We start from the raw sequence: 26180 nt of genomic DNA, 5'->3' as shown, positions 1-26180 counted from the left end.
CTGCCCGCAGACTAGTCGACGCACGCCGCGACCGCCCGGGAACCGCAGGTGGACGCGGGGAGACGCAGGCGGAACACCTTACGGGCGCGGACCCTTACGTCTTAGGGTGACACGCATGCGAGTCCACGTGGTGAGTGACGTGCATGGCAACAGTGAGGACCTCGAGAAGGCGGGTGATGGCGCGGACGCCCTGATCTGCCTCGGCGACCTCATCCTCTTCCTCGACTACGCCGATCACTCACGTGGCATCTTCCCCGACCTCTTCGGGGTGGAGAACGCCGACCGCATCGTCGAGCTGCGCACCGCCCGCCGCTTCGAGGAGGCCCGGGAGTTCGGCAACCGGCTGTGGGCGGGGCTCGACCGCAACGCGGCCATCGAGTCCGCGGTCCGCCGGCAGTACGCCGAGCTGTTCGCCGCGTTCCCCACCCCGACGTACGCCACCTACGGAAATGTCGACATGCCCGCCCTGTGGCCGGAGTACGCCCGGCCCGGTACCACCGTCCTCGACGGTGAGCGCGTCGACATCGGCGGGCTGGTCTTCGGGTTCGTGGGCGGCGGGCTGCGCACGCCGATGCGCACCCCGTTCGAGATCGACGACGAGACCTACGCGGCGAAGCTCGCGGCGCTCGGCGAGGTGGACGTGCTCTGCACCCACATCCCGCCGGATGTGCCCGACCTCTGCTACGACACCGTCGCCCGCCGCTTCGAGCGCGGCAGCGCCGCCCTGCTGGAGGCGATCCACACCGTCCGGCCCAAGTACGCCCTCTTCGGCCATGTCCACCAGCCGCTCGCGCGCCGTATGCGCATCGGTGCCACCGAGTGCGTCAATGTCGGACACTTCGCCTCCTCGGGCACCCCCTGGGCCCTGGAGTGGTGATCCGGGCGCGGTAGCCTTCAGCGGCAGAGATCCCATGCGGCGGACCGGTACGGAGGAGCCACGGCGATGGCGGAACACACCAGCTCGAGCATCACGATCGAGGCGGCACCGGCCGACGTGATGGGGGTGATCGCCGACTTCGACCGCTACCCGGAGTGGTCCGGTGAGGTCAAGGAGGCCGACATCCTCACCAAGGACGACCACGGGCGCGCCGAGCAGGTGCGGATGCTGCTCGACGCCGGGGCGATCAAGGACGACTACGTCCTCCAGTACACCTGGACCGGCGACGACCTGGTCAGCTGGTCCCTGGTCAAGTCCCAGATGCTGCGCTCCCTCGACGGCTCCTACCGGCTGTCGGCGCTGGCCGGGGGCAAGAGCACCGAGGTGACGTACCAGCTCACCGTCGACGTCAAGATCCCCATGCTGGGCATGATCAAGCGCAAGGCCGAGAAGGTCATCATCGACCGCGCGCTCGCGGGCCTGAAGAAGCGCGTCGAGGGCGCCTGACAGCCTCCTGACAGTCTGACGCATCACCTGCCGGAGGCTTCCTTCATGCGTACGGTCCTCGTCACCGGAACCGGCGGCGCGGGCCGCACCACCGTGGCCGCCGCGACCGCCCTCGCCGCCGCCCGTGAGGGGCGGCGGACGCTGCTGCTCACCGCCGACCCGGACGGCACCCCGGAGGCGCTGCTCGGGACCGGCCCGCTGCGGTCCGCCCCCGGGCGGCCGGCGGACCGGCTGCCGTGGTCCGTACCCGTCGAGCTCGCCCCGGGGCTGTGGGTCGCGCGGGTCGTCACGGACGAGTGGTTCCGCGGCGAGCTGGCCGCCCTCCAGGAGCGCGGCCACGGTCTGCTCGACATGCTCGGCGCGACCCCGCTGGACGACGAGGAGCTGACCGTCCTCCCCGGCGTGGCGGCCGTCGCGCTGCTGCGTGCCCTGCGCGCCGCCCAGGCCGCCCCGCCCGGCGCCGGCTGGGACGTCCTCGTCGTCGACATGCCGCCCGCGCCGGAGACCGTCACCACGCTCGCGCTGCCCGAGCAGTTGCGGCGCTATCTGCGGCGGCTGCTGCCCGCCGAGCGGCAGGCGGCCCGCGCGCTGCGGCCGATGCTCGCCCAGCTGGCGGGGGTGGCCATGCCCGCGCAGAAGCTGTACGAGACGGCCGAGCGCTGGGAGCGGGAGCTGGCCGCCGTCCAGTCGGTGATCGAGTCCGAGGCCACGACGGTACGGCTGGTGGTGGAGCCCGGACCGCTCGCCGACCGGGCGCTGCGCACCGCCCGCGCGGGCCTCGCGCTGCACGGCTGCCGGGTGGAGGCGGTCATCGCCAACCGGCTGCTGCCCACCGCCACCTCTGACCCGTGGCTCGCCGCGCTCTCCGGTCAGCAGCAGGCCGCGCTCAAGGAGCTGTACGAGCAGTGGGCCCCCGCCGTCCCGGTCCGCGAACTGCCGCATCTGGGCCGCGATCCGCAGGGGCTGGGCGAGGTGCCGGGGCTCGGCGACCCGCGGGGCGCCGGGGACGCGTTCGGCGCCGGGGACGCGCGGCAGGCGGATCCGGCCGGGCCCGGCGGCGACGCCGGGCGCGCCCCGGTCGGCCTCGCCGCGCTCGCCGGGGCCGTCGGGGCCCCCGAGCCGCGGCCCGACCGGCCCGCCCCCGACCCCTGGACCGTCGAGGACCGGCTGGCCGACGACGGGGTGCTGCTGTGGCGGCTGCCGCTGCCCGGCGCCGACCGCGACGGGCTCGGACTGGTGCGCCGGGGCGATGAACTGATCGTCACCGTCGGGGCGTTCCACCGGGTGCTGCCCCTGCCGTCCGCCCTGCGCCGCTGCACCGTCGCCGGTGCCGGGCTGCGCGACGGCCGGCTCGAGGTCCGCTTCGCCCCCGACCCCGAGCTGTGGCCGAAGCGGCCGTGAACCCGGCTCCCGTCCCGGCCGGTCCTGGGCTCTGACCGCGCCCCCTCCTTCGGGTAACGTCGGTCACAAGCCCGGATGAACGCAACGGGCCGCCAGCATCCCCGCCGCCAGGAGTTCGCCATGAGCGATGCCACCGAGCGCCCCGCTGAACCCCCGGTCACCGATGTACCGGTCACCGAGATCGACCCCGACGCCTGGGAGCGCGCCTGTGCCGAGGACCTCGCCGCCGAGCGCGCCCGGCGGCGGGCCCGGCAGACGGCCGAGGAGCCGGGGAGCGTCGCCGAGGAGTTCCTCAAGCTCGCCGACGCGCTCGCCGACAAGGTCGCCGGGATCCAGGCACCGATCGCCGGGACGGCGGTTCAAGGGGCCGTACAACAATTGATCGCACAGGCCAAGGCTGCCGTGGAGCCGGTCATAGAGCGCAACCCAGACGTTTTCGAGCACCTCGCCAGCGCCGGCTCCGAGCTGCTCGCCGCCTATCGCGCCGCCGTGACCGGCCAGGAGCGGCGCTGGACCCAGGGTGCCGACGGCGATGCGAAGGGCCGTGGCGACGAAGGCAAGAGTTCGAGTAGTGAACACATCGACCTCGACTGAGCGCTACCTCCGGTACCGTTAGCCTCGGCGGGGTTCGACCAAATAACTGAGGGACTCATGGGACTCACCATCGGCGTCGACATCGGCGGCACGAAGATCGCGGCCGGCGTGGTCGACGAAGAGGGCACGATTCTCGAGACGAGCAAGGTTTCGACCCCGCGGACCCCCGAGGGGGTCGTCGATGCCATCGCGGACGCGGTGCGCATCGTGAGCGAGGGACACGACATCGAGGCCGTCGGCATCGGTGCGGCCGGGTACGTGGACGACAAGCGCGCCACCGTGCTCTTCGCGCCGAACATCAACTGGCGGCACGAAGCGCTCAAGGACAAGGTCGAGCAGCGCGTGGGCCTGCCGGTCGTGGTGGAGAACGACGCGAACGCCGCCGCGTGGGGCGAGTACCGCTTCGGCGCCGGCGTCGGCCATGACGACGTCGTCTGCATCACGCTCGGCACCGGCCTGGGCGGCGGCATCATCATCGGCGGCCGGCTGCACCGCGGCCGCTTCGGCGTCGCGGCCGAGTTCGGCCACATCAGGGTCGTCCCGGACGGTCTGCTGTGCGGCTGCGGCAGCCAGGGCTGCTGGGAGCAGTACGCCTCCGGCCGCGCGCTGGTCCGCTACGCCAAGCAGCGCGCCGCCGCCACCCCGGAGAACGCCACGGTCCTGCTCGGGCTCGGCGACGGCACCCCGGAGGGCATCGAGGGCAAGCACATCAGCGACGCCGCCCGCCAGGGCGACGCCGTCGCCGTCGACTCCTTCCGTGAGCTGGCCCGCTGGGCCGGGGCCGGGCTCGCCGACCTCGCCTCGCTCTTCGACCCCTCCGCCTTCATCGTCGGCGGCGGGGTCTCCGACGAGGGCGATCTCGTCCTGGAGCCGATCCGCAAGTCCTTCCGGCGCTGGCTGGTCGGCAACCAGTGGCGTCCGCACGCCCAGGTGCTCGCCGCCCAGCTCGGCGGCAAGGCCGGGCTCGTCGGCGCCGCCGACCTGGCCCGCCAGGGCTGAGGGGCGAGGGGGACCGACATCGTGCCGCTCGCGGACCTGCCACGATCCAGCACCGGCCCGGACGCGGCGGTGGTGCGGGTGCTCAGCTACAACATCCGCTCGATGCGTGACGACCGCGAGGCGCTGGCCCGGGTGATCCGGGCCTGCGCCCCGGACGTCGTGTGCGTCCAGGAGGCGCCGCGCTTCTTCCGCTGGCGCAAGGCCGCCGCCTGGCTGGCCCGGGAGACCGGCCTCGTCTACACCACGGGCGGGGCCACCGCCGCCGGCCCGATGATCCTCACCTCGCTGCGCGCCCAGGTGGAGCACGCCGAGGACACCCTGCTGCCCCGCGTCCCCGGGCTGCACCGGCGCGGGTTCGCGACCGCCGTGCTGCGCTTTGGCGGCGGCCACCGGGACACCGGCGGCCCGGGGAACGCGGGCGGCGTCCGGCTCGGCGTGGTCAGCTGCCATCTGAGCCTCGCGGAGGCCGAGCGCTACGACCAGGCCGGGATGCTGCTGGACCACCTGACCGCGCTGGACGTCCCGTACGCCATCGCGGCCGGTGACATCAACGACCGTCCGGACGGCCGCGCCTTCCGCCGGATCGCGGGGAAGCTGCGGGACGGCTGGGCCACCGAGCCCTGGGGGAGCGAGGCCACCTCGACCCCCGGGGACCCGCGCCGGCGCATCGACGCCGTCTTCGCCTCCGAGGGCGTGGAGATCATCGGCTGTGGCGTTCCGGCCGGGCTGCCGGGCGTCGCCGACGCGGACCTCGAAGCGGCCACCGACCACCTTCCGGTCCTGGCCGCGCTCAGGCTGCCGCGCGTGGCCCCGGTCTGAGCCGGGGCCGGCCAGGGCTCTTTGGCAGCCGACGGGGGCCAGGACCCTTCCGGGAGCCGGGGCGCCGGGGCGCCGGGGTCAGACGACGGCGCCGCGCCCCGGGTCGTCGTCCTCGTCCTCGTCGTCGTCCTTCATCCGCAGCACCAGCGTGACGAAGCCGCCCAGAAAGCCGCCGACGCCCAGCGTCGTGATCCACCAGACCATCTCCACCTGGAAGATCACCGCACCGAGCAGCAGCAGCGGTCCGCCCAGCACCCCCAGCCAGGCGAAGCGGGAGGTGGTGTCCGACTCGGGGAGCGGGGGCGGCTCGCGCGGGACGAAATGGCCCTCGTCGGTCTCGTCGAAATCGTCCTCGGACGGCTCGTCGGGCTCCCAGTCGCGGGGCCCCACGCCCGGGGCGTAGACGATGAAGCTGCCCACCGGCTTGTCGGGCTTGGTCAGACCGCCCGTCGCCGCGCCCTCACCGGAGCCCTCGGCGTCGGCGTCGGTATCGGTGCCGTCGTCGGTGTCGTCGTCCGCGGCGCCGGGCCGGCGGTCCCGGTACGGCTCCTCGTCGAGGTTCTCGGCGGCGGGCCACCGCTCGGCGCCCGGCGGGTCCTGCGGCTCCTCCCCGTACGCGGCGACGATCGCGGCGAAGGCGGCGTCGTCATCGCGCCGCGCGTCCGCCTCGTTCTCATTCGAGTCGCGCTCAGCCACTGGCCGCCGCCCCCTCCTTTCCGCTGCCCTTCCCGAGGCCGGTCCGGGTGTCCTGACCCATACCCGCCGTCAGCCGGGTGATGAACGTGTCCGTCTGCTCGAAGATGAACTCGGCGTCGTGGTCCAAGGTCGCCACGTGGTAGCTGCGCTCCAGCAGCCGCTCGGTGATGTCCCGCGAGGACACCTGACTCAGGATGCGCTCGGAGTCGGCGGGGGGCACCACATGGTCCTGCGGGCTGTGCATCACCAGCAGCGGCTGGGTCACCTGCGGCAGCTCCGCGTCGACGACGCTCAGCAGCCGGCGCATCGCGTGCACGGCGTGCAGCGGTATCCGGTCGTAGCCCGACTCCCGCGCCCCCGGCTTGGCGATGTCGCTCACGATGCCCTTCACCGAGGGCACCAGATGACGCAGCACCGGCAGCGCCACCGCCAGCGGATCGTGCACCTTGTTGGCCGGATTGACCAGCGCGAGGCCGCTGATCGCCGCACCGTGCAGGGCGGCCAGCCGCAGCGCGAGCGCCCCGCCCATCGACAGACCGCAGACGAACACCCGCTCGCACACCCGGACCAGCCGCCGCAGTTCGCGGTCCACCTCCGCGTACCAGTCCTGCCAGCCGGTGACGGCGAGATCCTGCCAGCGGGTGCCGTGGCCGGGAAGCAGCGGCAGCGAGACGGTCAGACCGCGGGCCGCCAGATGCTCGGCCCAGGGCCGCACGGACTGCGGGGAACCGGTGAAGCCGTGACAGACGAGGACGCCGATCTCGCCGCCGTCGTGGCGGAACGGCTCGGCTCCGGGCAGGAGCGGCACCACGGATCTCCATTCACTGGGGAAGCGGGGAAGCGGGTATCGAGGTCCTCAGCGTACGCGGCGCGCCGCACAGGGGGTAGGCAGGTTAAGGTCTCCTCGTCGGATACAGGAGGTCCCGGTTGTTCTACAGCGCAATGAAGCTGTCGGTGGGGGGAGCGCTGAAGCTCGCCTTCCGGCCCTGGGTGGAGGGGTTGGAACACATCCCGGCCGAGGGTCCGGCCATCCTCGCGAGCAACCACCTCTCCTTCTCCGACTCCTTCTTCCTGCCCGCGATGCTCGACCGCAAAGTCACCTTCATCGCCAAGCAGGAGTACTTCACCACCCCCGGGGTCAAGGGGCGGCTGACGGCGGCCTTCTTCAAGGGTGTCGGGCAGCTCCCGGTGGACCGCTCGGGCTCGCGCGGCGCCGGCGAGGCCGCCATCAAGGCGGGTATCGAGGTGATCGAGCGGGGTGAGCTGTTCGGCATCTACCCCGAGGGCACCCGCTCGCCCGACGGCCGGCTCTACCGGGGCAAGCCGGGCGGTCTGGCCCGGGTCGCGCTCGCGACCGGTGCGCCGGTGATCCCCGTCGCGATGATCGACACCGAGAAGATCCAGCCCCCCGGCAAGGTCATGCCGAAGCTGATGCGGCCCGGCATCAGGATCGGCAAGCCGCTGGACTTCAGCCGCTACCACGGCATGGACGGCGACCGCTTCATCCTGCGCTCGGTGACCGACGAGGTCATGTACGAGATCATGAAGCTCTCCGGTCAGGAGTACGTGGACATCTACGCGACCGCCGCCAAGCGGCAGATCGCGGAGGCGGAGGCGGCCCGGAAGCAGGCGGAGAAGGAGAAGGACAAGCACAAGCCCGACGCCTAGCGGCGCCGGCACCGGGGGAGGGGGGACGTTGACGGAGCGGTCCAGGCCTGGACGTGTGGTGCGCATGTCCGTCGAGCAGCCGCTGTGGCAGGCGTTGACCGCCTACCGGGTGCTCACTCTGCTCTACGCGCTCGGCCTGTGCGTCTACGCGTACGACGACTACGACCATCCGTTCGGCGCGGCCGTCTACATGGCGGTGCTGACGCTGTGGACCGCGCTCACCTTCCGGATGGTCTCCTCGGCCGAGCGCTGCACCCGGCGGTTCCTCGTCGGCGACCTCGGCATCGCGGTGGCCGGCATTCTGCTCACCCCGCTCGTGGACAACCACGACCGGATCGCCGAGGGCACGCCCACCCTGCCGTCCATATGGACGATGGGCGCGGTCCTCGGCTTCGCCATCAAGGGCGGCTGGCGCTGGGGCGCTTGGGCCTCCGCCGTCGTCTGCGCCGCCAATGTGATCGAGCGTGGCACCTTCGCCCAGGACACCATCCACATGCTGATGCTGGTGTGGGTGGCGAGCGTGGCCATCGGCTATGTGGTCGAGGTGGCCCGCGCCAGTGAGCGCACCCTCGCCCGCGCGCTGCGCATCGAGGCGGCGACCCGGGAGCGGGAGCGGCTGGCCCGCGACATCCACGACAGCGTGCTCCAGGTGCTCGCCATGGTGCAGCGGCGCGGCGCCGCCATCGGCGGTGAGGCGGCCGAACTGGGCCGGATGGCCGGGGAACAGGAGATCGCACTGCGCACCCTGGTCTCCACCGGTCTGGTGACCCCGCCGCGCGGGGCGGCGGACACCGCACCGGACCCGTACGGCCTCCCGGGCGCGGCGGACGCGTCGGCCCCGCCCTGTCCGCCCGGCCCCGAGCGCTCCGATGGCGCGCCCTGCGATCTGCGGGCCCTGCTGGCACCGCACGCGGGCTCCCGGGTCACCTTCTCCGAACCGGGCGCCCCGGTGCTCCTCCCGGCGGGCGCCGCCGGGGAGTTGGCCGCCGCCGTCGGTGCGGCCCTGGACAATGTGCGGGTGCACGCCGGGGAGGAGGCCCATGCCTGGATCCTGCTGGAGGACGAGCCGGACGCGGTGATGGTGACCGTACGGGACGACGGCCCCGGCATTCCCGAGGGGCGGCTGGCGGACGCGGAGGCGGAGGGCCGCCTGGGGGTGGCCCTGTCGATCCGGGGACGGCTGCGCGACCTCGGCGGCACCGCCGAGTGGATCTCGGCCCCGGGCCAGGGCACCGAGGTGGAGCTGACGGTGCCGAAGGCGTCGGCGAAGCGGCCGGCGGAGAAGGCGGAGCAGAAGGAGAAGGGGGAAGCGGCGCGATGACCGCTGAGCTGGACGGCCGGCCGGTGACGGTGATGGTGGTCGACGACCATCCGATGTGGCGTGACGCGGTGGCCCGGGACCTGGCCGAGGCCGGGTTCGACGTGGTGGCCACGGCCGGGGACGGACCGCAGGCGGTCCGCCGGGCCAAGGCCACCGGCCCCGACGTCCTGGTGCTCGACCTCAACCTGCCCGGTCTGCCGGGGGTCGAGGTGTGCAAGGAGGTCGTCGCCGACCGCCCCGGGCTGCGGGTGCTGGTGCTCTCCGCGAGCGGTGAGCACGCGGACGTCCTGGAGGCGGTCAAGTCCGGGGCCACCGGCTATCTGCTGAAGTCGGCCAGCACCGAGGAGCTGCTGGACGCGGTGCGCCGCACGGCGGCCGGCGACCCGGTGTTCACCCCGGGGCTCGCGGGCCTGGTGCTCGGCGAGTACCGGCGGCTGGCGGGCGAGCCCGCCCCCACCGCCGCCGATCAGCCGGCCGCCCCGCGGCTGACCGAGCGCGAGACGGAGGTGCTGCGGCTGGTGGCCAAGGGGCTGTCGTACAAGCAGATCGCCGAGCGGCTGGTCATCTCGCACCGCACGGTGCAGAACCACGTCCAGAACACCCTCGGCAAGCTTCAGCTGCACAACCGCGTGGAGCTGGTCCGCTATGCGATCGAGCGCGGCCTGGACGACGCCTGACGCCGTCCGGCTGAGCACGTCGACACCGCGCAACCGCTCGTACGAGTGAAGTTCAAAACCAACTCCCTTGGCGCGCACGGAAATCGGCCGACGCCCCATCCCGTGTGACCTGGATCACCGTTAGCGTGGCATTCCATACCGGGCCCAATCACGGGATTTCACGGGAGAAGGGAAGAAACGATGCGGGTCGGAGTGCTGACCGGCGGCGGTGACTGCCCCGGGCTCAACGCGGTCATCCGCGCCGTCGTGCGCAAGGGCGTACAGGAATACGGCTATGACTTCATCGGCTTCCGGGACGGCTGGCGCGGCCCTCTCGACAACGACACCGTCCCCCTCGACATCCGCGCGGTGCGCGGCATCCTGCCGCGCGGCGGCACCATCCTCGGCTCCTCCCGCACCAACCCCCTCAAGAGCGAGGACGGCATCCGGCGGGTCAAGGAGACCCTCGTCAAGCAGGAGGTCGACGCGCTGATCGCGATCGGCGGCGAGGACACCCTCGGCGTCGCCGCCCAGCTCTCCGGCGACTACGGGATCGCCTGCGTGGGCGTCCCCAAGACCATCGACAACGATCTCTCCGCCACCGACTACACCTTCGGCTTCGACACCGCCGTCAACATCGCCACCGAGGCCATCGACCGGCTCCACACCACCGCCGAATCGCATATGCGCGTCCTGGTCGTGGAGGTGATGGGCCGTCACGCCGGATGGATCGCCCTGCACTCGGGGCTGGCCGGCGGCGCCAACGTGATCCTCCTCCCCGAGCAGCGCTTCGACATCGACCAGGTCTGCGCCTGGGTCGAATCCCGCTTCCAGATCCGCTACGCCCCGATCGTGGTCGTCGCCGAGGGCGCGATGCCCAAGGACGGCGAGGTGGTCCTCAAGGACGACACGCTGGACTCCTTCGGCCATGTCCGGCTCTCCGGCGTCGGCGAGTGGCTGGCCAAGGAGATCGAGAAGCGCACCGGCAAGGAAGCCCGCACCACCGTCCTCGGCCATGTCCAGCGCGGGGGCACGCCCAGCGCCTTCGACCGCTGGCTCGCCACCCGCTTCGGGCTGCACGCCATCGACGCGGTGCGGGACGAGGACTTCGGGAAGATGGTCGCCCTGCGCGGCACCGACATCGTCCGGGTCCCGCTCGCCGAGGCGACCGCACGGCTCAAGACGGTCGATCCCTCGCTCTACGCCGAGGCCGAGGTCTTCTTCGGCTGAGGCCGTCTGGGTGCAGTACGGCGATGGGCCGGGCGCGTTCCCCGCACCCGGCCCATCGTCACGCCCGCGGCGGACCGGCCGGACCCGTCAGACCAGCACGGCCGCCAGCAGCTCCGCCACCAGCGCCGCCCCGTCCCGGGACAGCACCGACTCCGGGTGGAACTGCACCCCGGCGAAACCCGGCCCGCGCAGCGCGTGCACATCGCCGGTCACCGGGTCCCGGCTCAGCTCCACGCGGTGCATCGCCAGCTCCGTCTCGGCCGCCTCGTCGCAGCGTGCCGTGAAGGTGTTGTAGAAGCCGACGGTCTCCTCGCGCCCGAAGAAGTCGATCCGCTCCTGTGCCCCCTGGAACGGCACGGCCTTGCGCACGATCTCCAGCCCCAGCTCGGCCGCGATCAGCTCGCTGCCCAGGCACACCCCCAGCAGCCCGTGCCGGTGCCCGGCCACCAGCTCCGCGGTCAGCCCCCGCAGGAAGCGCATCTTCGGGTCCGTCGTGTCGCCGGGGTCGCCCGGCCCCGGGCCGAGCACCACGGGCCCCTGATGCGCCAGCGCCGCCTCCCGCAGCCCCGGCGCGTCGTACCGCCGCACGGTCACCGTCAGCCCCGAGGTGCGCAGCAGATGCGCGAGCATCGCGGTGAACGTGTCCTCCCCGTCGATGACCAGGGCATGCCCGGACAGCTTCCGGCCCAGGGACCCGTCCGCCGACGACGGGGTCTGCTGCATCCGCAGCCAGAACGGCGCCAGGTCCGCCCGCCGCGCGTCCAGCGCCGCCCGCACCCGCGGATCGTCCGCGAGCCGCGGCCGCGGGCCCCGCGCCTCGGGCCGTACCGGCGCCGGCCGCACGCCCAGCGCGGTCAGCACCCCGGCCGCCTTCGCGTGCGTCTCGGCCACTTCGCCGCGCGGGTCCGAGTGGCGCACGAGCGTCGCGCCGACCGCCACCTTCAGCGATCCCGCGGCGTCGATGTCGGCGGTGCGGATCAGGATCGGCGAGTCCAGGGTCTGGGCGCCGCCGCCGTCCCGTCCGATCAGCGCCAGGGCGCCCGCGTAGTAGCCGCGCGCGGCCCCGTCCGGTCCGAGGGGTTCGTAGCGCTCGATCACCCGGCAGGCGTTCTGCACCGGCGATCCGGTGACCGTCGCGGCGAACATCGTCTCGCGCAGCACCTCCCGGACGTCGAGCGAGGAACGGCCGCGCAGCTCGTACTCGGTGTGCGCCAGATGCGCCATCTCCCTGAGCCGGGGCCCGATCACCGTCCCGCCCATGTCGCCGACGGTGCACATCATCTTCAGCTCCTCGTCCACGACCATGGACAGCTCCTCCACCTCCTTGCGGTCGTGCAGGAACTCCAGCAGCCCCGCCGTACTCGGCCCGCCCTCGGGATAGCGGTACGTGCCGCTGATCGGGTTCATCACGACCGTCCCCCCGGACACCCGCACATGCACCTCCGGGCTGGCCCCCACCAGCGTCCGCCCGTCCGGCAGCCGCACCACATACGTCCAGTAGGCGCCCCGCTCACCGGCCAGCAGCCGCCGGAAGAGCGCGAGCGCGTCGCTGCTGCCGAACCCCGGGATCTCGCCCCGGAACGTCCGCCGGATGACGAAGTTGGCGCCCTCACCGGTGCCGATCTCGTCCTCGATGACCCGGCGCACGATGTCGGCGTAGGCGTCGTCGGCCACGTCGAACGCCCCGTCCTCGACCCGCACCCGGTGCGCGGGCAGCGCCTCAAGCGCCTCGGCGAGCGGCAGCTCGACGGTCTCCCGCGGCCGCAGCACGGCCAGCGGCGTCCCGTCGTCGCGCACCTCGAACCCCCGCTCCCGGATCTGCCGGAACGGCACCAGCGCGAGCGCGTCCACCACCGGGGCGCCGTCCTCCGGCGCGCCGGCGGGCAGCGGGATGTCGGTCAGCCGCTCCACCTCGGTGACCGGGCCGAGCAGCACCTCGACGGTGTCGGACGCCCGGCCGGGGGTGCGGCGGTGCAGCAGGGCGAAGGGCGGCGCGTCGTCGGAGAGCAGCCGTGCGACGACGGCCTGAGCAGGGTTCTGCATGGCGGATAGTCCTTCCGGAATGAGGAACGACCCGCGGAAACGCCGAAGGCCGCCCCTCGGGCGGCCTTCGCGGTGTCTGGGAGTGCGCGATTCAGCGGGCCGCCGGATGAGCGGTCCACCACCAGGTCATGGTCAGTCGCGCGAACATGTGCCAGACCCTACAGGACCGGTTGCGGCCGCAACGGATCAATTCCAAGGATTTGCGGGCTGGTCGTCGATCGCGGTCCAGAAGCGGCTGCCGTCCGGGACATAGCCGTACGCCCAGAAGGACCAGCCGCCGCTGAACTCCAGAGCGCTGCCGTAGCGGCCGTCGTGGAACTCCGCCATGCGCCACTCCGGGCCGTAGTACTGCGCGCACAGGGCGTCCGCGACGGCCCGGCTGGTCAGCGTCCGGCCCAGTACCGGCGGGGTCGCGGCGACGGTGCCGCGGGACCAGCCGGCGTAGAAGTCCGGTGTGATCCCGCTGGGCACGGCGCTGCCGTTCACTCTCAGGCACAGGAGGGGCAGTGTCGCGGTGGCGGCGGTGTCGCCGTTGTAGGCGTCGGTCGCGGCGTCGGCCCCCACCCGGACCGTGCCGTCGCCCTTGGCGAGCACGGTCCAGGTCATCCCGGACGCGATGGCCGAGGGCGCCGCCTGGGCGGGGGCGGCGGCCAACGGCAGCAGGACGAGCGAGGCGGCGGCCGCGACGGCCGTGGCGGTGGAGCGGAGCACCTTCCTCAGATGCCTGGGCTTCCTCATGGCGCACTCCTTCGGGTGTCCGTGCCGGCCCGGGGTGGACCGGCACGGACAGCGTCCGAGGAGGGCGCGATTCCATCACGTGTTCTTCACGACATGGCCATAACCGGTCGCAGGATGCCCGAGCGGTCGTTCTTGCGCCCGGGGCCGCGGATGTGCGGGGCGGGAGCGGAGGCGCGGGGGAGGGGCGGGACGAGAGCCCACGGCGTGGCGGAAGATGTCTCACCCTGTGGGCAGCGCGCTGGGAGGCGGTGCGGACCCCGTAACCTTGTGCGGGTGACCGTGAACGCTGAAACCCACGCCGGTGGCCACACCTGGCAGTCTCTTCCCGCGGCGCAGCAGCCCGACTGGCCGGATCGAGCGGCTCTGCGCGATGTGATCGCTGAGCTCGAGTCCTATCCGCCGCTCGTCTTCGCGGGCGAGTGCGATGCGCTGCGGCACCGCCTGGGGGCCGTGGCGCGGGGCGAGGCGTTCCTGCTCCAGGGCGGGGACTGCGCCGAGGCGTTCGACGGCGTGGGCGCCGACCAGATCCGCAACAAGCTCAAGACGCTCCTCCAGATGGGCGCCGTGCTGACCTACGCCGGATCCGTCCCGGTGGTGAAGGTGGGCCGGATCGCCGGGCAGTACAGCAAGCCGCGCTCGAAGCCGACCGAGACCCGGGACGGGGTGACCCTGCCCACCTACCGCGGCGACTCCGTCAATGGATTCGAGTTCACCCCCGAGGCCCGGATCCCGGACCCGCAGCGGCTCAAGCGCATGTACCAGGCGTCGGCCTCGACGCTGAACCTGGTGCGGGCCTTCACCACCGGCGGCTACGCGGACCTGCGCCAGGTGCACGCCTGGAACCAGGACTTCGTGAAGTCCTCCCCGTCGGGCCAGCGCTACGAGGCGCTGGCGCGCGAGATCGACCGGGCGCTGTCCTTCATGAACGCCTGCGGGGTGGACCCGGAGGAGTTCAGGACGGTCGAGTTCTTCTCCTCGCACGAGGCCCTGATCCTCGACTACGAGACGGCGCTGACCCGCACCGACTCGCGCACCGGTGAGCTGTACGACGTGTCCGGCCACATGGTCTGGATCGGTGAGCGCACCCGGCAGCTGGACGGGGCGCACATCGAGTTCGCCTCGAAGATCCGCAACCCGGTGGGCGTGAAGCTCGGCCCGACGACCACGCCGGAAGAGGCGCTGACGCTGATCGAGCGGATCGACCCGGACCGCGAGCCGGGCCGGCTGACCTTCATCACCCGGATGGGCGCGGACAAGATCCGCGACAAGCTGCCCAACCTGGTGGAGAAGGTGACCGCCTCCGGTGCGCAGGTCGTCTGGGTCTGCGACCCGATGCACGGCAACACCTTCGAGGCGGCGTCCGGGCACAAGACCCGCCGCTTCGACGACGTGCTGGACGAGGTCAAGGGCTTCTTCGAGGTCCACAAGGCGCTGGGCACCCACCCGGGCGGTATCCATGTGGAGCTGACCGGCGACGACGTCACGGAGTGCGTGGGCGGCGGCGACGAGATCTTCGTCGACGATCTGCACCAGCGCTACGAGACGGCCTGCGACCCGCGGCTCAACCGCAGCCAGTCGCTGGACCTGGCGTTCCTGGTGGCGGAGATGTACCGGGACCAGTAGGCACCCGGCGAAGATCGCAAAGACGCAGGTGGGGCGCGGATCACAAGGATCCGCGCCCCCTGTGCGTTGTGGGGGTCCGGTGCGGCAGGTAAGGTAAGGGTTACCTCACTGATCACCGCCACCGCTGGAGAGCCCGTGTACGTCTGCTCATGCTTCGGCATCACCGAGCGGCAGGTGCGTGAGCACGCGGAGGCGGGCGCGTGCACCCCGCGCCAGATCGCCGGTGCCTGCAAGGCAGGCACGGACTGCGGTTCGTGCGTGCGGAAGATCCAGGCGCTGCTGGGCCGCGGCGCCTGCCCCCGGCGCGAGGCGCTGGACCCGGTCGTCCTGACGACGGCCACTGCCACGGCCGCGGCCACCGCTGCCGCCTCCGTCCCGGCGGCGGCCGAAGCGGCCTGACGGGACTGACGGGGCTGACCGGACTCACCTGTCTGACCTGCCTGACCGGCGTCCTGGTTCAGTCGCTCGGCTGCTCGATCTGCTGGGCGATGTAGAGGGCCTCGCCGAGTTTCTCGATCAGCTCCAGCTGGGTGTCGAGATAGTCGATGTGGAGTTCCTCGTCGGCGAGGATGTCCTCGAAGATGTTGGCCGAGGTGATGTCCCCCTTGGACCGCATCAGCTCGATGCCCCGCCTGAGACGGTCGATCGCCTCGACCTCCACCTGCCGGTCGGCCTGGAACATCTCGGTCACCGTCTGGCCCACCCGGACATGGAAGAGCCGCTGGTAATTGGGCAGGCCCTCCAGGAGAAGGATCCGGTCGGTGAGCGTCTCCGCATGCCTCATCTCATCGAAAGACTCCGACCGGGTGTGTTTGGCAAGCCGAGTCCAGCCAAAGTTGTCCTGCATCTTCGAGTGCAGAAAGTACTGATTGATCGCGGTCAGTTCGCCGGTCAGCTGCTCGTTGAGGAACTCGAGGACCTCGGGGTCACCCTGCATCGGAGGGGCTCCTTCCAATCCGATCGGGAACGGCAGGTTCCGCGCATCGTCGCATCGCGCCTGGTAGGGCGTCCAGTAAGTGCACGCTTAGTACGGGTTGTCCCGGCGTCCGATGCCCTGGTCACGACCACCCCCGGCGGTCTGAGACCATGGAGTCCATGGGTCAGTCGGAAAGCCGCGAGGGGGAGCTCGCGAAGCTGCCCCCGGGGCAGCGACTGCAGCGCGGTTGGCCGGTTACGCACTATGGGCCGGTGCCGAAGTTCAAGCCGGACCGATGGGAGTTCCGGGTCTTCGGCGCCACGGCGGACGGCGAAAAACACTGCTGGACGCATGAGGAGTTCTCCGCTCTGCCGTACTCGACGGTCGTGGCCGATCTGCACTGCGTCACCAAATTCAGCATGCTCGGCGCCGAATGGGGCGGGGTTTCCGCGCGGGAGATCGCGGAACTCGCACCGCCGGCGCCGGACGTCACCCATGTCATGGTGTGGGCGGAATACGGGTTCAGCTCGAATCTACGCCTGTCGGACTTCCTGGCGGAAACCACGATGTTCGCGACGCACAAGGACGGGGAGCCGCTCACCGCCGAGCACGGCTTTCCGCTGCGGCTCGTGGTGCCCCATCTGTATGCCTGGAAGGGCCCGAAATGGGTGCGCGGGGTCGAGTACATGACCGCCGACCGCCGTGGTTTCTGGGAGGAGCGCGGCTACCACAACATCGGCGACCCCTGGGCGGAACAGCGCTACTCCTACCAGGAGGAGCCGGGCGACGGCCCGGAGCTCTAGGGCGCCCTCTCCCGCGGAGATCCGTCAGAAGGGCCCCAGGCCCTGAAGACGCCCCCCGGCGCCTCCCGGGCGCTCAGACCACCCCGGCGCGCAACTCCTTCAGCCGGGCCACATCCGCCGCATGCCCCTCCGTACCGCCCGGCGTCTCGATCACCAGCGGCACCCCCTCCGTCGCGGGATGGGCGAACAGCTCACGGAACGGCTCCGCCCCGATGTGCCCGGCGCCGATGTTCGCGTGCCGGTCCTTATGGGCGCCGACCACGTCCTTGGAGTCGTTGGCGTGGATCAGCTTGAGCCGCCCCTCGCCGGTGACGGCCACCAGCTCGTCCAGGGTCTGCTTCACACCGCCCGCCGCGGCGAGATCATGGCCCGCCGCGAACACATGGCAGGTGTCCAGGCAGACACCGAGCCGGGGGTGCCGGTCGAGCGCCTCGAAGTACGGGCCCAGGTCCGCCACGAACGAGCACAGCGAGGTGCCCTGACCGGCGGTCGGCTCCAGCAGCAGCCACGGGTCGTCGTCCCGGACCAGCTCGTCCAGCAGCGGCAGCATCCGCTCCCGCACCTGCGCGAGCGCCGTGGCCCGCGAGCGTCCCCCGGTCGCCGAGCCGGTGTGGACGACGACGCCGAGTGCCCCGATCTCCCGGCCGCGCCGCAGCGAATGGCGCAGGGATGCCACGGAGCGTTCGGCGGTGGCCTCCGTGTGCGAGCCGAAGTTGATCAGGTACGGGGCGTGGACATACGCCGGTATGGACCGCTCGGCACAGGCGGCCCGGAACGCCTCGTCCTGGGCGGGCGTACCGGCCGGGGTGGCCCAGCCGCGCGGATTGGCGACGAAGACCTGGACGGTCTCGGCGCCGATGTCGGCGGCGTGTGCCATGCCGACGGTGGCGAGGCCACCGGCCACCCGGACATGGCCTCCGATGGGGTTGCGGATGCGATGCGTACTCACAGAACAAGGGTGCCTGCTTTTCGTGGCTCGGATGTCCCCGGCCACCGCTTTGAGGCGCCCCCGCCGGGTGCACCGGGCCACGGGAGCCTTGCCCGACCAGCGCTTCCGCGAGCCGTCGCGGTACGGGGGAGGGGGCCGGCTGCCGGACGGATGGCACGGCCATCGCCGTCCGGCAGCCGCGAAGCCGCCGACGCCCTAGAACACGCCGCCGCTCAGCGTGATGGTGATGGTGCTCCCCTTGGGCGCCTTGTCACCGGCGTTCACCGACTGGTCCTTCACCGTGTCCCCCGGGAACAACAGCGCCTTGTCGACCTTCACCTCGAAGCCGGCCTCCTCCAGCTGCGACGTGGCCTCGTCGACCTTCAGCCCGGTGACGTCCGGCACCTCGATCATCTGCCGGCCCTTGGAGAGGGTCAGCGTCACCGTGTCGCCCTTGGCGCCCTGGCCGTCCGCCGACGGCGACTGCGCGGCGACCGAGCCCTTGTCCTCCTCCGAGTACACCTGGCGCTCAGCGATCTTGACCTTGAAGCCCTCGTCCTCCAGCGCGGACCGGGCCTCGGCGACCGAATCGCCCACCACATCCGGGACGTCGACCGGCTCGCCCTTGCTGACCACGATCGACACCGACGTCTCGGGACGGCGTACGGAGCCGGCGCCGGGGCTGGTGGACAGGACCGAGCCCTGGGCCGTCTCACTGCTGAAGCGGCGGGTGACCGTGCCGACCGTGAGCCCCTGGTCCGCGATCTTCCGCTTGGCGTCGGCGAGCGGCATGCCCACCACATTGGGCACCTCGGCCCGCGGCGGCCCCTGGGAGACCCGGATGGTCACGCTGTCGCGGACGCGCTCGCCCGGTCCGGGCTTGGAGCCGATGACCTGGCCCTTGGGGACGACATCGCTGAACTCGTTGACGACCTTCACGTCCAGACCGGCGTCGTGCAGCTTCTTCTCCGCCTCCGCCTGGGTCTTCCGCAGCACCGGCGGGACCTCGGTGAACTGGCCGACGCTGATGTACCAGATCCCGACGCCGAGACCGATCAGCAGCAGCACCGCGGCGACGATCGTGACGATCCCGCGGCGCGGCATCCGGCCCCGCCCGCGCCGGTCGGACCGCTCGCGCCGGGGCGGTTCCGGGGGCAGCTCCAGACGGCTGGTGTGGTTCAGCGCCTCCTGGTCGTCGACCGCGGCCGCCGGGCGCGGAATCACCGTCGTACGGTTCTCCGCGCCCTCCGAGGTGTCCTCCTTGGCCTGCGGAGGCACCGCGTCCAGCTGGGCGTCGGTCAGCGCGTCCCGCACCGCGCGGGCCGCGCCCAGCAGTGCGACGGCGTCGGCGGGGCGCGCGTCGAGGGCGCGCGCGGTGGCCGAGGCGACCAGGGCGTCCAGCTCCGGGGCGACCTCGGGCGCGACGGCGGACGGCGGCGGGACGTCCTCGTTCAGATGCTGGTAGAGGACCTGCGCCGGGGTGCTGCCGGTGTGCGGCTTGGCACCGGTCAGCATCTCGTACAGCACCACACCGCAGGCGTAGACATCGGCGCGGGTGTCGGCCGTGCCGTGCTCGATCTGCTCGGGCGCGAGATACGACACCGTGCCGAGGACGGCTCCGGTGGAGGCGCTGGTGTTGGTGTCCACCGCCCGGACCAGACCGAAGTCGGCCACCTTGACCCGGCCGTCGTCGCCGATCAGCACGTTCTCCGGCTTCATGTCGCGGTGCACGAAACCGGCCCGGTGGGCCGCGCCGAGCGCGGCCAGCACCGGCTCCAGGATGTCCAGCGCGGCGCGCGGGTGCAGGGCGCCACGCCGGCGGAGCACATCGCGCAGGGTGCAGCCGGCGACGTACTCCATGGCCAGATAGACGTGGTCGCCGTCCGTTCCCTGGTCGTAGACGGCGACCACATTGGCGTGCGCGAGCCTCGCGACGGATTTCGCCTCCCGGATGAAGCGGTCGACGAAGGCGGCGTCGGAGGCGAGGCTCTGGTGCATCACCTTCAGGGCGAGCACCCGGTCGAGCCGGGTGTCGACGGCCCGGTAGACCGTCGCCATCCCGCCAACGGCGATGCGCGCCTCGACGCGGTAGCGGCCGTCGAGCACCTGCCCGACGAGGGGGTCCTGGAGGGTCGTATCCACGGGGGGCAGTCTACGAGGCGTCGCTTTGAGCCAGGACCGGCTGCCCAGGTGGGGCGGGTATTGCAGCGGAACGGTGACACCGGTGAGTCGGTTGCGCGATGTCAGCCGTGCGATGTCCGCTGGGTGATGTGGCGTTGTGCGATTGCGCGATGTCCGTTGCGGGATGTCCGTTGTGCGGTGTCAGTTGTGCGACGTCAGTTGTGCGACGCGGCGGCGATCGCGGCCAGCTCCTCGAGCGCGGAGGTCCACGACAGGGTGGCGTACTCGGCGTGCTTGGCCTTGGCGTCGTCGGGGACGGCCAGGTCGCGGATACCGCTCTCCGCGAACCGCAGCCGGGTGCCCCGCCCCTCTGCGGAGAGCGCGAACTCCACCACGGTCGCCTCCCCGGGGTCCGAGGGGGCGTGATCGGGTTCCAGGGCCAGCCGGAAGCGGAAGAGGGTGTCCGGCACCGCCCGTTCGACCTGGCCGTGGAACTCCCCGTGCTCGTCCCAGCGGAACCGGAGCGTCCCGCCGGGGTGCGGATCGATCTCGCAGCCGCCGGGGGCGTACCAGACGCGGATGTGCTCGGGCGTCGTCAGCACCCGCCACACCCGGTCGATCGGCGCTCGTACGAACACCTCGCGCTCGATCCGGTCGGCCACGGTCACGGTCACGGCGACCACCTCCGCAGTGTGCGCTGACCCCTCAATCCACCGTAGAGGGGCGGCGCGGGGCCCGGACAGGGCCCGCCGGACGCGGACCCGCCGGACGCGGGCCCGCCGGACGCGGACCCGCCGGACGCGGACCCGCCGGACGCGGATCAGCCGAACGCCGGGCGCTCGGGGTCCAGGGCCGCCAGGCCCTCGGCCGGGCTGGACGCCTCGGCGAAGTGGCGGCGGGGGATACGGCCCGCCCGGTGGGCCAGCCGGCCCGCCGCCACCGCGTGCCGCATCGCCCCGGCCATCAGCTCCGGTTCCTGCGCCCGGGTGACCGCCGAGGCGAGCATCACCGCCGCGCACCCCAGCTCCATGGCCAGCGCGGCGTCCGACGCCGTGCCCGCGCCCGCGTCGAGGATCACCGGCACGGTGGCGCGCTCGACGATCAGCTGGAAGTTGTGCGGATTGCGGATGCCGAGCCCGGAGCCGATCGGGGAGCCGAGGGGCATGATCGCGGCGCAGCCGACGTCCTCCAGCTTCCGGGCCAGGATCGGGTCGTCATTGGTGTACGGGAGGACCGTGAAGCCGTCGTCGACCAGGGTTTCGGCGGCGTCCAGCAGCTCGATCGGATCGGGGAGCAGGGTGCGCTCGTCGGCGACCACCTCCAGCTTGACCCAGTCGGTGCCCAGGGCCTCCCGGGCGAGGCGGGCGGTCAGCACGGCCTCACCGGCGGTGAAACACCCGGCGGTATTGGGCAGCGGGCGGATGCCGTGCCGGGCGAGCACGGAGAGCACCGACCCCTGCACCGTGGGGTCCAGCCGCCGCATCGCGACGGTGGTCAGCTCGGTGCCGGAGGCCAGCAGCGAGCGCTCCAGGACCTCCAGGCTGGGGGCGCCGCCGGTGCCCATGATCAGACGGGAGCCGAACGTCGTCCCGGCGATGGTGAGCGGGTCGGCGGCGGCGAGCGGCGCGGCGCCGTCGGCCAGGGCGGCGGCGGGGGCGGCGGACGTGGTGCCCGTGTTGGCCGTAGTGGTCGTGGTGGTGGGAGCCATGGGGGGATCAGCCTCCTTGGACCGCGGTGAGGACCTCGACGCGGTCACCGTCGCCGAGCGGGGTCGCGGGCCACTGGGTACGCGGGACGACCGTCTCGTTGACGGCGGCGGCGACGCCCGAGGGCGCCTGAGTGAGGGTCGCGACGAGCCGGTCGAGGGTGGTGCCGTCGGGGATCTCGCGGGGCTCGCCGTTGACGGAGACGGTCATGTGTGCTGCTCCTGTGCTGGGGAGGGCGCGGCGGCGGACGCGTCGGGGACGGCCGGGGCCGCGAAGCGCCGCGGGGTGAACGGCCGGGCCTCGGGCGGGAGTTCTCCGCTCGTCAGTGCCTCGGCCATGACATCGCCGGTGATCGGGGTGAGCAGGACGCCGTTGCGGTAGTGGCCGGTGGCCAGCAGCAGCCCCGGCAGCGCGGTCGGGCCGAGCATCGGGGCGTTGTCGGGGGAGCCGGGGCGCAGTCCGGCGCACGTCTCCACCAGCGGGAGTTCGGTGATGCCGGGCACCAGCTCATGGGCGTCGCGCAGCAGTTCGTACACGCCGCCCGCGGTGACCGTGGTGTCCCAGCCCAGTTCCTCGGTGGTCGCGCCGACGACCAGCTCGCCGTTCTCGCGCGGTACGAGGTAGACCGGCCCGCCGCGCACCACGGCCCGTACCGTCCGGGAGAGGAACGGCGCGTAGCGCTCGGGCACCGACAGCCGCAGCACCTGTCCCTTGACCGGGCGGACGGGTGGCAGGACGTCGTCGGGGACGCCCGCGAGCCGTCCGCTGAGGCTGCCGGCGGCGAGCACGGTCTGCTCGGCGGCCAGGCGGGTGTCCCCGGTCAGCTCGACCCCGGTGGCGCGGTCGCCGTCCAGCAGCAGCCGCTCCGCACGGGCGCGGTGGAGGACCACCCCGGCCCGCTCGCACGCGATGAGCAGCGCCGTCGCCAGCCGCCGCGGGTCCACCTGGTGGTCGCCGTCGACGCGCAGCCCGCCGCGTACGCCCGGCGCGAGCATCGGTTCCAGACGGCGGCATTCCCGCCCCGTCAGCCACTGGGAGTCCAGCCCGAGCCCCTGCTGGAACGTGTGGAGTTCACGCAGATGGGCGCGGTCGTCGGAGTCGAACGCGACGGCGAGCGTGCCGCACGCCCGGTGGCCGACGTCCTGGCCGCCGGCCTCCTCCAGCTCGGCCACGAAGTCCGGATAGCGGCGTGCGGAGGCCAAGTTGAGGCCGAGCAGGGTCTGCTCGCCGTAGTGGAGCTCGGTGACGGCCGCCAGCATCCCGGCCGCGACACGGGCGGCTCCGCCGCCGGGCGCCGGGTCGGCGAGGGCGGTGCGCAGGCCCCGCTGGGCCGCTCGCCAGGCCGTGACCAGGCCGATGATGCCGCCCCCGACGACGAGGGCGTCATAGGCCCCGCCGGGCGGTCCGCCGCCGGGTCGCGGTGTATGCGGTCCGTCGTCCACGTGACCTGGCGTGCGCGGTCCGTCGTTGTCCTGACCGGTTGTGCGCGGTCCGTCGTTGTCGTGACCTGGTGAGTGCGGTCCGTCGTTGTCGTGACCTGGTGAGTGCGGTCCGTCGTGACCTGGTGCGTGCGTGGACACGCCGCCCCTCCCTTCGCCGGCATGACCCGGATCAGGTTCGTACGGTCGGAGGCCGTGCCAGCCTCCCTCTCAGCCCGGTGCGTCCGGGCTCCCGCGAGTGCTTCGTCCCGCCACCCTAGTACGAGGTCCGAATCGGTCGGAAGGGTGGCCGTTCGCCCTGCCCTCCGTGCTGTGCCCGAGATCTCGTCCCGTGCTCTGCGGTCCGCTCCACCTGCCGCCATACAGTGATCGTGTGAGCGATAAGACGACGACGGGGACGAAGGCGTCCTCGGATGGCGGCGGACAGCGGGTGGTGATCGTCGGCGCGGGGATGGCGGGCGTGCAGACCGCCGTCGCGCTGCGCGAGCAGGGCTGGGCCGGGGAGGTCGTGCTGCTGGGCGCGGAGCCGCACCAGCCCTATGACCGGCCGCCGCTGTCCAAGGCCGTGCTGCTCGGTAAGGCCGAGGGATCGACGCTCGACGTGGACTTCGCCGGGCTGGGCATCGGGCTGCGGCTCGGCGTCCCGGTCACGGGGCTGCGCACGGACAAGCGGGTGGTCGAGACCGGGACCGGCCCGGTCCCGTACGACGTCCTGGTGATCGCCACCGGCGCCGACCCGATCCCGCTGCCGGGCGCCGAAGACGTGCCGAACGTCCACCTGCTGCGCACCCTGGACGACGCCGAACGGCTGCGCCCGGTGCTCGCCCGGCAGCGTGAGATCGCGGTCGTGGGGGCGGGCTGGATCGGCGCGGAGTTCGCCACGGCGGCGCGCGAGGCGGGGTGCGCCGTGACCGTCGTCGAGGCCGCGGACCGACCGCTGGCGGGCGCCCTCCCGGCCGAGGTCGCCGCCCCCATGGCGGCCTGGTACGAGGACTGCGGCGCCACGCTGATGACGGGCGCCCGGGTGGCCGCCGTGGACGGGAGCGGGCTGCTGCTCGACGACGGCACCCGGCTGCGGGCGGGTGCGGTGGTCGTCGGGATCGGGGCGCGGCCGGCCACGGACTGGCTGGCTGGTTCGGACGTGGCGCTGGCCGAGGACCGGTCCGTGGCCGCGGACGACCGGCTGCGCACCTCGGTGCCGGACGTCTACGCGGTCGGCGACTGCGCCTCCTTCCCGTCCGCCCGCTACGGGACGCGGCTGCTGGTGCACCACTGGGACAACGCGCTCCAGGGGCCGCGCACCGTCGCCGCCAATGTGGTGGGGAACCGGACGGCCGCCCACTTCCCCGGTGTGGTCTACGACCCGGTGCCGTACTTCTGGTCCGAGCAGTTCGGGCGCTTCGTGCAGTACGCCGGCCATCATGCGGAGGCCGACGAACTGGTCTGGCGCGGCGATCCGGCCGGTGCCGCCTGGTCGGTGTGCTGGCTGCGCGAGGGCGCCCTGGTCGCCCTGCTGGCCGTCGGCCGTCCGCGCGATCTGGCCCAGGGGCGCAAGCTGATCGAGCGCGGCGCCCGGCTGGACCGGACGCGGGCCATGGACCCCTCGGTGCCGCTGAAGTCGGCCGTCCGCTGACGGGCCGGCCGGTCGCCGGGCGGGCGTCCGGGGCGGGGCGGGGCGGCCCGCGCGGCGGGCGCCCGGCTACCCACTGTCAGTCCCAGATGGCAGGCTTGTTCCGTGACCGAGATTGACGCGAAGATCGATGCTCTCGTCCCCGACTGGCTCACCCTCCCCGACGTCGCCGAGCGGCTCGGTGTGGAGGTGACACGCGTCCGGCAGCTGGTCAAGGAGGGCCAGCTGATCGCGGTGCGCCGTGGCGAGAACCGGGTGCTCCAAGTGCCCGAGGAGTTCATCGGTGACGGAAAGATCGTCAAGGGCCTCGTGGGGACCTTGACGCTTTTGAAGGACGACGGTTTCAGCGACGAAGAGATGCTGGAGTGGCTCTTCACCCCCGACCCGAGCCTGCCCGGCACCCCGGCACAGGCCCTGAGCGAGAATCGTGGCACGGAGGTGAAGCGGCGCGCGCAGGCGCTGGCTGTCTGACGCCGCTCCCGCCAGCCACCGGCGGCTTCCGCGGAGCTCCTGAAGGGCTCGTACAGGCTCGTACAGGGCGCGCAGGGCTCGCGCGGAAGCCGGTACACGGCTCGCACTGAGCCCCCGGCACAGGGCTCCACAGGGCTCGTGCAAGGCTTCTGCAGGGCTTGTCGTTTTCGTATCGCCCACGGGCGTACGGGCCGGGCTCCGCTCACGGCCCGTACGCCACCGACCCCCAGGGGGACCTACCCATGTCCACCACCGCTCGTGAGCAGCTGGCCGACGCCCGCCTCTATCTGTGCACCGACGCACGGAAGCGACAGGGCGACCTGCCGGAGTTCCTGGACGCCGTCCTGGGCGCGGGGGTGGACATCGTCCAGCTGCGGGACAAGGAGATGGAGGCGGCGGAAGAGCTGGAGCACCTCCAGGTCTTCGCGGACGCCTGCCGTCGGCACGGAAAGCTGCTCGCCGTCAACGACCGGGCGGACGTCGCCCACGCCATCGGCTCCGACGTGCTCCACCTGGGCCAGGGCGACCTGCCGGTCCCGGCGGCGCGCGCGATCCTCGGCGAGGACGTGCTGATCGGGCGCTCCACGCATGCGGAGGCGGAGGTGGACGCGGCGGCCGTCCAGCCCGGTGTGGACTACTTCTGCACCGGCCCGTGCTGGCCCACCCCCACCAAGCCCGGCCGCCCCGCCCCGGGGCTGTCCCTGGTCCGCTACGCCGCCGCGCTGGGCACCGAGCGGCCGTGGTTCGCCATCGGCGGAATCGACGCCTCCAACCTCGATCAGGTGCTGGCGGCGGGCGCCCGGCGCATCGTCGTGGTCCGCGCCATCACGGCCGCCGACGACCCGGCGGCGGCGACGGCGGAGCTGGCGAAGCGGGTGCGCGCGGCCTGACCTGGCCGGGATCCGGCCGCTACCGGCGCAGGCCGGGGCCCCGGCCCGGCCGCCCGTCCGGCTCGGTTCTGCTCGGTTCGTCCGACGGTCGAGAACGTACGGAA

At 72.6% G+C, this 26180-nt stretch carries 27 protein-coding genes and 1 riboswitch; of the genes, 16 read left to right on the top strand and 11 right to left on the bottom strand.

Annotated elements, in window-relative coordinates; translation table 11 throughout:
- The first annotated feature begins 115 nt into the window (after positions 1–115).
- The 6 genes from N6H00_RS11495 to N6H00_RS11470 all read left to right on the top strand — a co-directional run bounded on the left by N6H00_RS11495 (position 116) and on the right by N6H00_RS11470 (position 5197).
- Positions 116–877, top strand: a complete 762-nt coding sequence (locus tag N6H00_RS11495; protein ID WP_268971522.1) for a metallophosphoesterase family protein — start codon at positions 116–118, stop codon at positions 875–877.
- A 66-nt stretch (positions 878–943) separates the two neighbouring features.
- Positions 944–1384, top strand: a complete 441-nt coding sequence (locus N6H00_RS11490) for an SRPBCC family protein (protein ID WP_268971521.1) — start codon at positions 944–946, stop codon at positions 1382–1384.
- Between the two features lie 45 nt (positions 1385–1429).
- Positions 1430–2785 (top strand): ArsA family ATPase, encoded by a 1356-nt coding sequence (locus N6H00_RS11485; protein WP_268971520.1) that lies wholly within the window; start codon positions 1430–1432, stop codon positions 2783–2785.
- A gap of 120 nt (positions 2786–2905) precedes the next feature.
- Positions 2906–3379 carry a DUF5304 domain-containing protein gene (locus N6H00_RS11480; RefSeq protein WP_268971519.1) on the top strand — a complete coding sequence of 158 codons (474 nt, stop codon included), beginning with the start codon at positions 2906–2908 and terminating at the stop codon, positions 3377–3379.
- 57 nt (positions 3380–3436) lie between these two features.
- Positions 3437–4378, top strand: a complete 942-nt coding sequence (locus N6H00_RS11475) for an ROK family glucokinase (protein ID WP_268971518.1) — start codon at positions 3437–3439, stop codon at positions 4376–4378.
- A 21-nt stretch (positions 4379–4399) separates the two neighbouring features.
- A complete protein-coding gene (locus N6H00_RS11470; protein ID WP_268971517.1) occupies positions 4400–5197 on the top strand; it encodes an endonuclease/exonuclease/phosphatase family protein in 798 nt (265 codons plus the stop codon).
- 78 nt (positions 5198–5275) lie between these two features.
- Here N6H00_RS11470 and N6H00_RS11465 read toward each other — a convergent pair whose 3' ends face one another.
- The gene (locus tag N6H00_RS11465; protein WP_268971515.1) at positions 5276–5893 is read right to left on the bottom strand and encodes a hypothetical protein; all 618 of its coding nucleotides are present in this window, start codon (positions 5891–5893) and stop codon (positions 5276–5278) included.
- Positions 5886–6701, bottom strand: a complete 816-nt coding sequence (locus N6H00_RS11460) for an alpha/beta hydrolase (RefSeq protein WP_268971514.1) — start codon at positions 6699–6701, stop codon at positions 5886–5888. Before N6H00_RS11460 ends, N6H00_RS11465 begins: the two co-directional genes overlap by 8 nt.
- A gap of 134 nt (positions 6702–6835) precedes the next feature.
- Between N6H00_RS11460 and N6H00_RS11455 the strand changes: the two genes are divergently transcribed.
- The 4 genes from N6H00_RS11455 (at position 6836) to N6H00_RS11440 (ending at position 10768) form a co-directional block, all read left to right on the top strand.
- Positions 6836–7561, top strand: a complete 726-nt coding sequence (locus N6H00_RS11455; RefSeq protein ID WP_268976926.1) for a lysophospholipid acyltransferase family protein — start codon at positions 6836–6838, stop codon at positions 7559–7561.
- Between the two features lie 64 nt (positions 7562–7625).
- The gene (macS, locus tag N6H00_RS11450; protein WP_268971512.1) at positions 7626–8882 is read left to right on the top strand and encodes a MacS family sensor histidine kinase; all 1257 of its coding nucleotides are present in this window, start codon (positions 7626–7628) and stop codon (positions 8880–8882) included.
- The gene (locus N6H00_RS11445; RefSeq protein ID WP_268971511.1) at positions 8879–9559 is read left to right on the top strand and encodes a response regulator; all 681 of its coding nucleotides are present in this window, start codon (positions 8879–8881) and stop codon (positions 9557–9559) included. The genes macS and N6H00_RS11445 overlap by 4 nt, the downstream gene beginning before the upstream one ends.
- A 180-nt stretch (positions 9560–9739) precedes the next feature.
- Complete coding sequence (locus tag N6H00_RS11440; protein ID WP_268971509.1) at positions 9740–10768, top strand: 6-phosphofructokinase; 1029 nt, start codon at positions 9740–9742, stop codon at positions 10766–10768.
- Between the two features lie 87 nt (positions 10769–10855).
- Here the strand turns inward: N6H00_RS11440 and N6H00_RS11435 are convergent, their stop codons facing one another.
- On the bottom strand, positions 10856–12811 hold the full coding sequence (locus N6H00_RS11435; protein ID WP_268971507.1) for an anthranilate synthase family protein: 1956 nt from the start codon (positions 12809–12811) through the stop codon (positions 10856–10858).
- Between the two features lie 186 nt (positions 12812–12997).
- The gene (locus N6H00_RS11430) at positions 12998–13549 is read right to left on the bottom strand and encodes a hypothetical protein (protein ID WP_268971506.1); all 552 of its coding nucleotides are present in this window, start codon (positions 13547–13549) and stop codon (positions 12998–13000) included.
- Positions 13550–13822: 273 nt separating this feature from the next.
- Here N6H00_RS11430 and N6H00_RS11425 point away from each other — a divergent pair, with 273 nt between their 5' ends.
- Positions 13823–15172, top strand: coding sequence for a class II 3-deoxy-7-phosphoheptulonate synthase (locus tag N6H00_RS11425; protein ID WP_268971505.1), 1350 nt, complete (start codon positions 13823–13825; stop codon positions 15170–15172).
- Positions 15173–15307: 135 nt separating this feature from the next.
- Entirely contained in the window at positions 15308–15571 is a 264-nt protein-coding gene (locus N6H00_RS11420; RefSeq protein WP_268971504.1) for a (2Fe-2S)-binding protein, read from the top strand.
- Between the two features lie 58 nt (positions 15572–15629).
- Here the strand turns inward: N6H00_RS11420 and bfr are convergent, their stop codons facing one another.
- Positions 15630–16109 (bottom strand): bacterioferritin, encoded by a 480-nt coding sequence (bfr, locus tag N6H00_RS11415; protein ID WP_268971503.1) that lies wholly within the window; start codon positions 16107–16109, stop codon positions 15630–15632.
- 158 nt (positions 16110–16267) lie between these two features.
- On the opposite strand from bfr, the gene N6H00_RS11410 reads away from it, so the two are divergent.
- A complete protein-coding gene (locus N6H00_RS11410) occupies positions 16268–16891 on the top strand; it encodes a sulfite oxidase-like oxidoreductase (protein ID WP_268971502.1) in 624 nt (207 codons plus the stop codon).
- A 73-nt stretch (positions 16892–16964) separates the two neighbouring features.
- Here the strand turns inward: N6H00_RS11410 and N6H00_RS11405 are convergent, their stop codons facing one another.
- The 6 genes from N6H00_RS11405 to thiO form a co-directional block, all read right to left on the bottom strand.
- Positions 16965–17840 carry a deoxyribonuclease IV gene (locus N6H00_RS11405; protein ID WP_268971501.1) on the bottom strand — a complete coding sequence of 292 codons (876 nt, stop codon included), beginning with the start codon at positions 17838–17840 and terminating at the stop codon, positions 16965–16967.
- Between the two features lie 195 nt (positions 17841–18035).
- Complete coding sequence (gene pknB / locus N6H00_RS11400; protein WP_268971500.1) at positions 18036–19961, bottom strand: Stk1 family PASTA domain-containing Ser/Thr kinase; 1926 nt, start codon at positions 19959–19961, stop codon at positions 18036–18038.
- Between the two features lie 194 nt (positions 19962–20155).
- The gene (locus tag N6H00_RS11395; protein ID WP_268971499.1) at positions 20156–20614 is read right to left on the bottom strand and encodes an SRPBCC domain-containing protein; all 459 of its coding nucleotides are present in this window, start codon (positions 20612–20614) and stop codon (positions 20156–20158) included.
- 146 nt (positions 20615–20760) lie between these two features.
- Positions 20761–21504 carry a thiazole synthase gene (locus N6H00_RS11390; RefSeq protein WP_268976925.1) on the bottom strand — a complete coding sequence of 248 codons (744 nt, stop codon included), beginning with the start codon at positions 21502–21504 and terminating at the stop codon, positions 20761–20763.
- Positions 21505–21655: 151 nt separating this feature from the next.
- Positions 21656–21856, bottom strand: coding sequence for a sulfur carrier protein ThiS (thiS, locus tag N6H00_RS11385; RefSeq protein WP_268971498.1), 201 nt, complete (start codon positions 21854–21856; stop codon positions 21656–21658).
- A complete protein-coding gene (thiO, locus tag N6H00_RS11380; protein ID WP_268971497.1) occupies positions 21853–23088 on the bottom strand; it encodes a glycine oxidase ThiO in 1236 nt (411 codons plus the stop codon). The genes thiS and thiO overlap by 4 nt, the downstream gene beginning before the upstream one ends.
- A gap of 128 nt (positions 23089–23216) precedes the next feature.
- Positions 23217–23331, bottom strand: a riboswitch (TPP riboswitch).
- A gap of 127 nt (positions 23332–23458) precedes the next feature.
- On the opposite strand from thiO, the gene N6H00_RS11375 reads away from it, so the two are divergent.
- From N6H00_RS11375 to thiE, 3 genes are all read left to right on the top strand, one after another.
- The gene (locus tag N6H00_RS11375; protein WP_268971496.1) at positions 23459–24718 is read left to right on the top strand and encodes an NAD(P)/FAD-dependent oxidoreductase; all 1260 of its coding nucleotides are present in this window, start codon (positions 23459–23461) and stop codon (positions 24716–24718) included.
- Between the two features lie 102 nt (positions 24719–24820).
- On the top strand, positions 24821–25186 hold the full coding sequence (locus N6H00_RS11370; RefSeq protein ID WP_268971495.1) for an Rv2175c family DNA-binding protein: 366 nt from the start codon (positions 24821–24823) through the stop codon (positions 25184–25186).
- Between the two features lie 242 nt (positions 25187–25428).
- Positions 25429–26076, top strand: coding sequence for a thiamine phosphate synthase (thiE, locus tag N6H00_RS11365; RefSeq protein ID WP_268971494.1), 648 nt, complete (start codon positions 25429–25431; stop codon positions 26074–26076).
- Positions 26077–26180: the final 104 nt, after the last annotated feature.

Source organism: Streptomyces sp. S465, from assembly GCF_026898115.1.
Taxonomy (GTDB): Bacteria; Actinomycetota; Actinomycetes; order Streptomycetales; family Streptomycetaceae; genus Streptomyces; species Streptomyces luomodiensis.
This window is presented reverse-complemented; position numbering and strand designations above follow the sequence as displayed.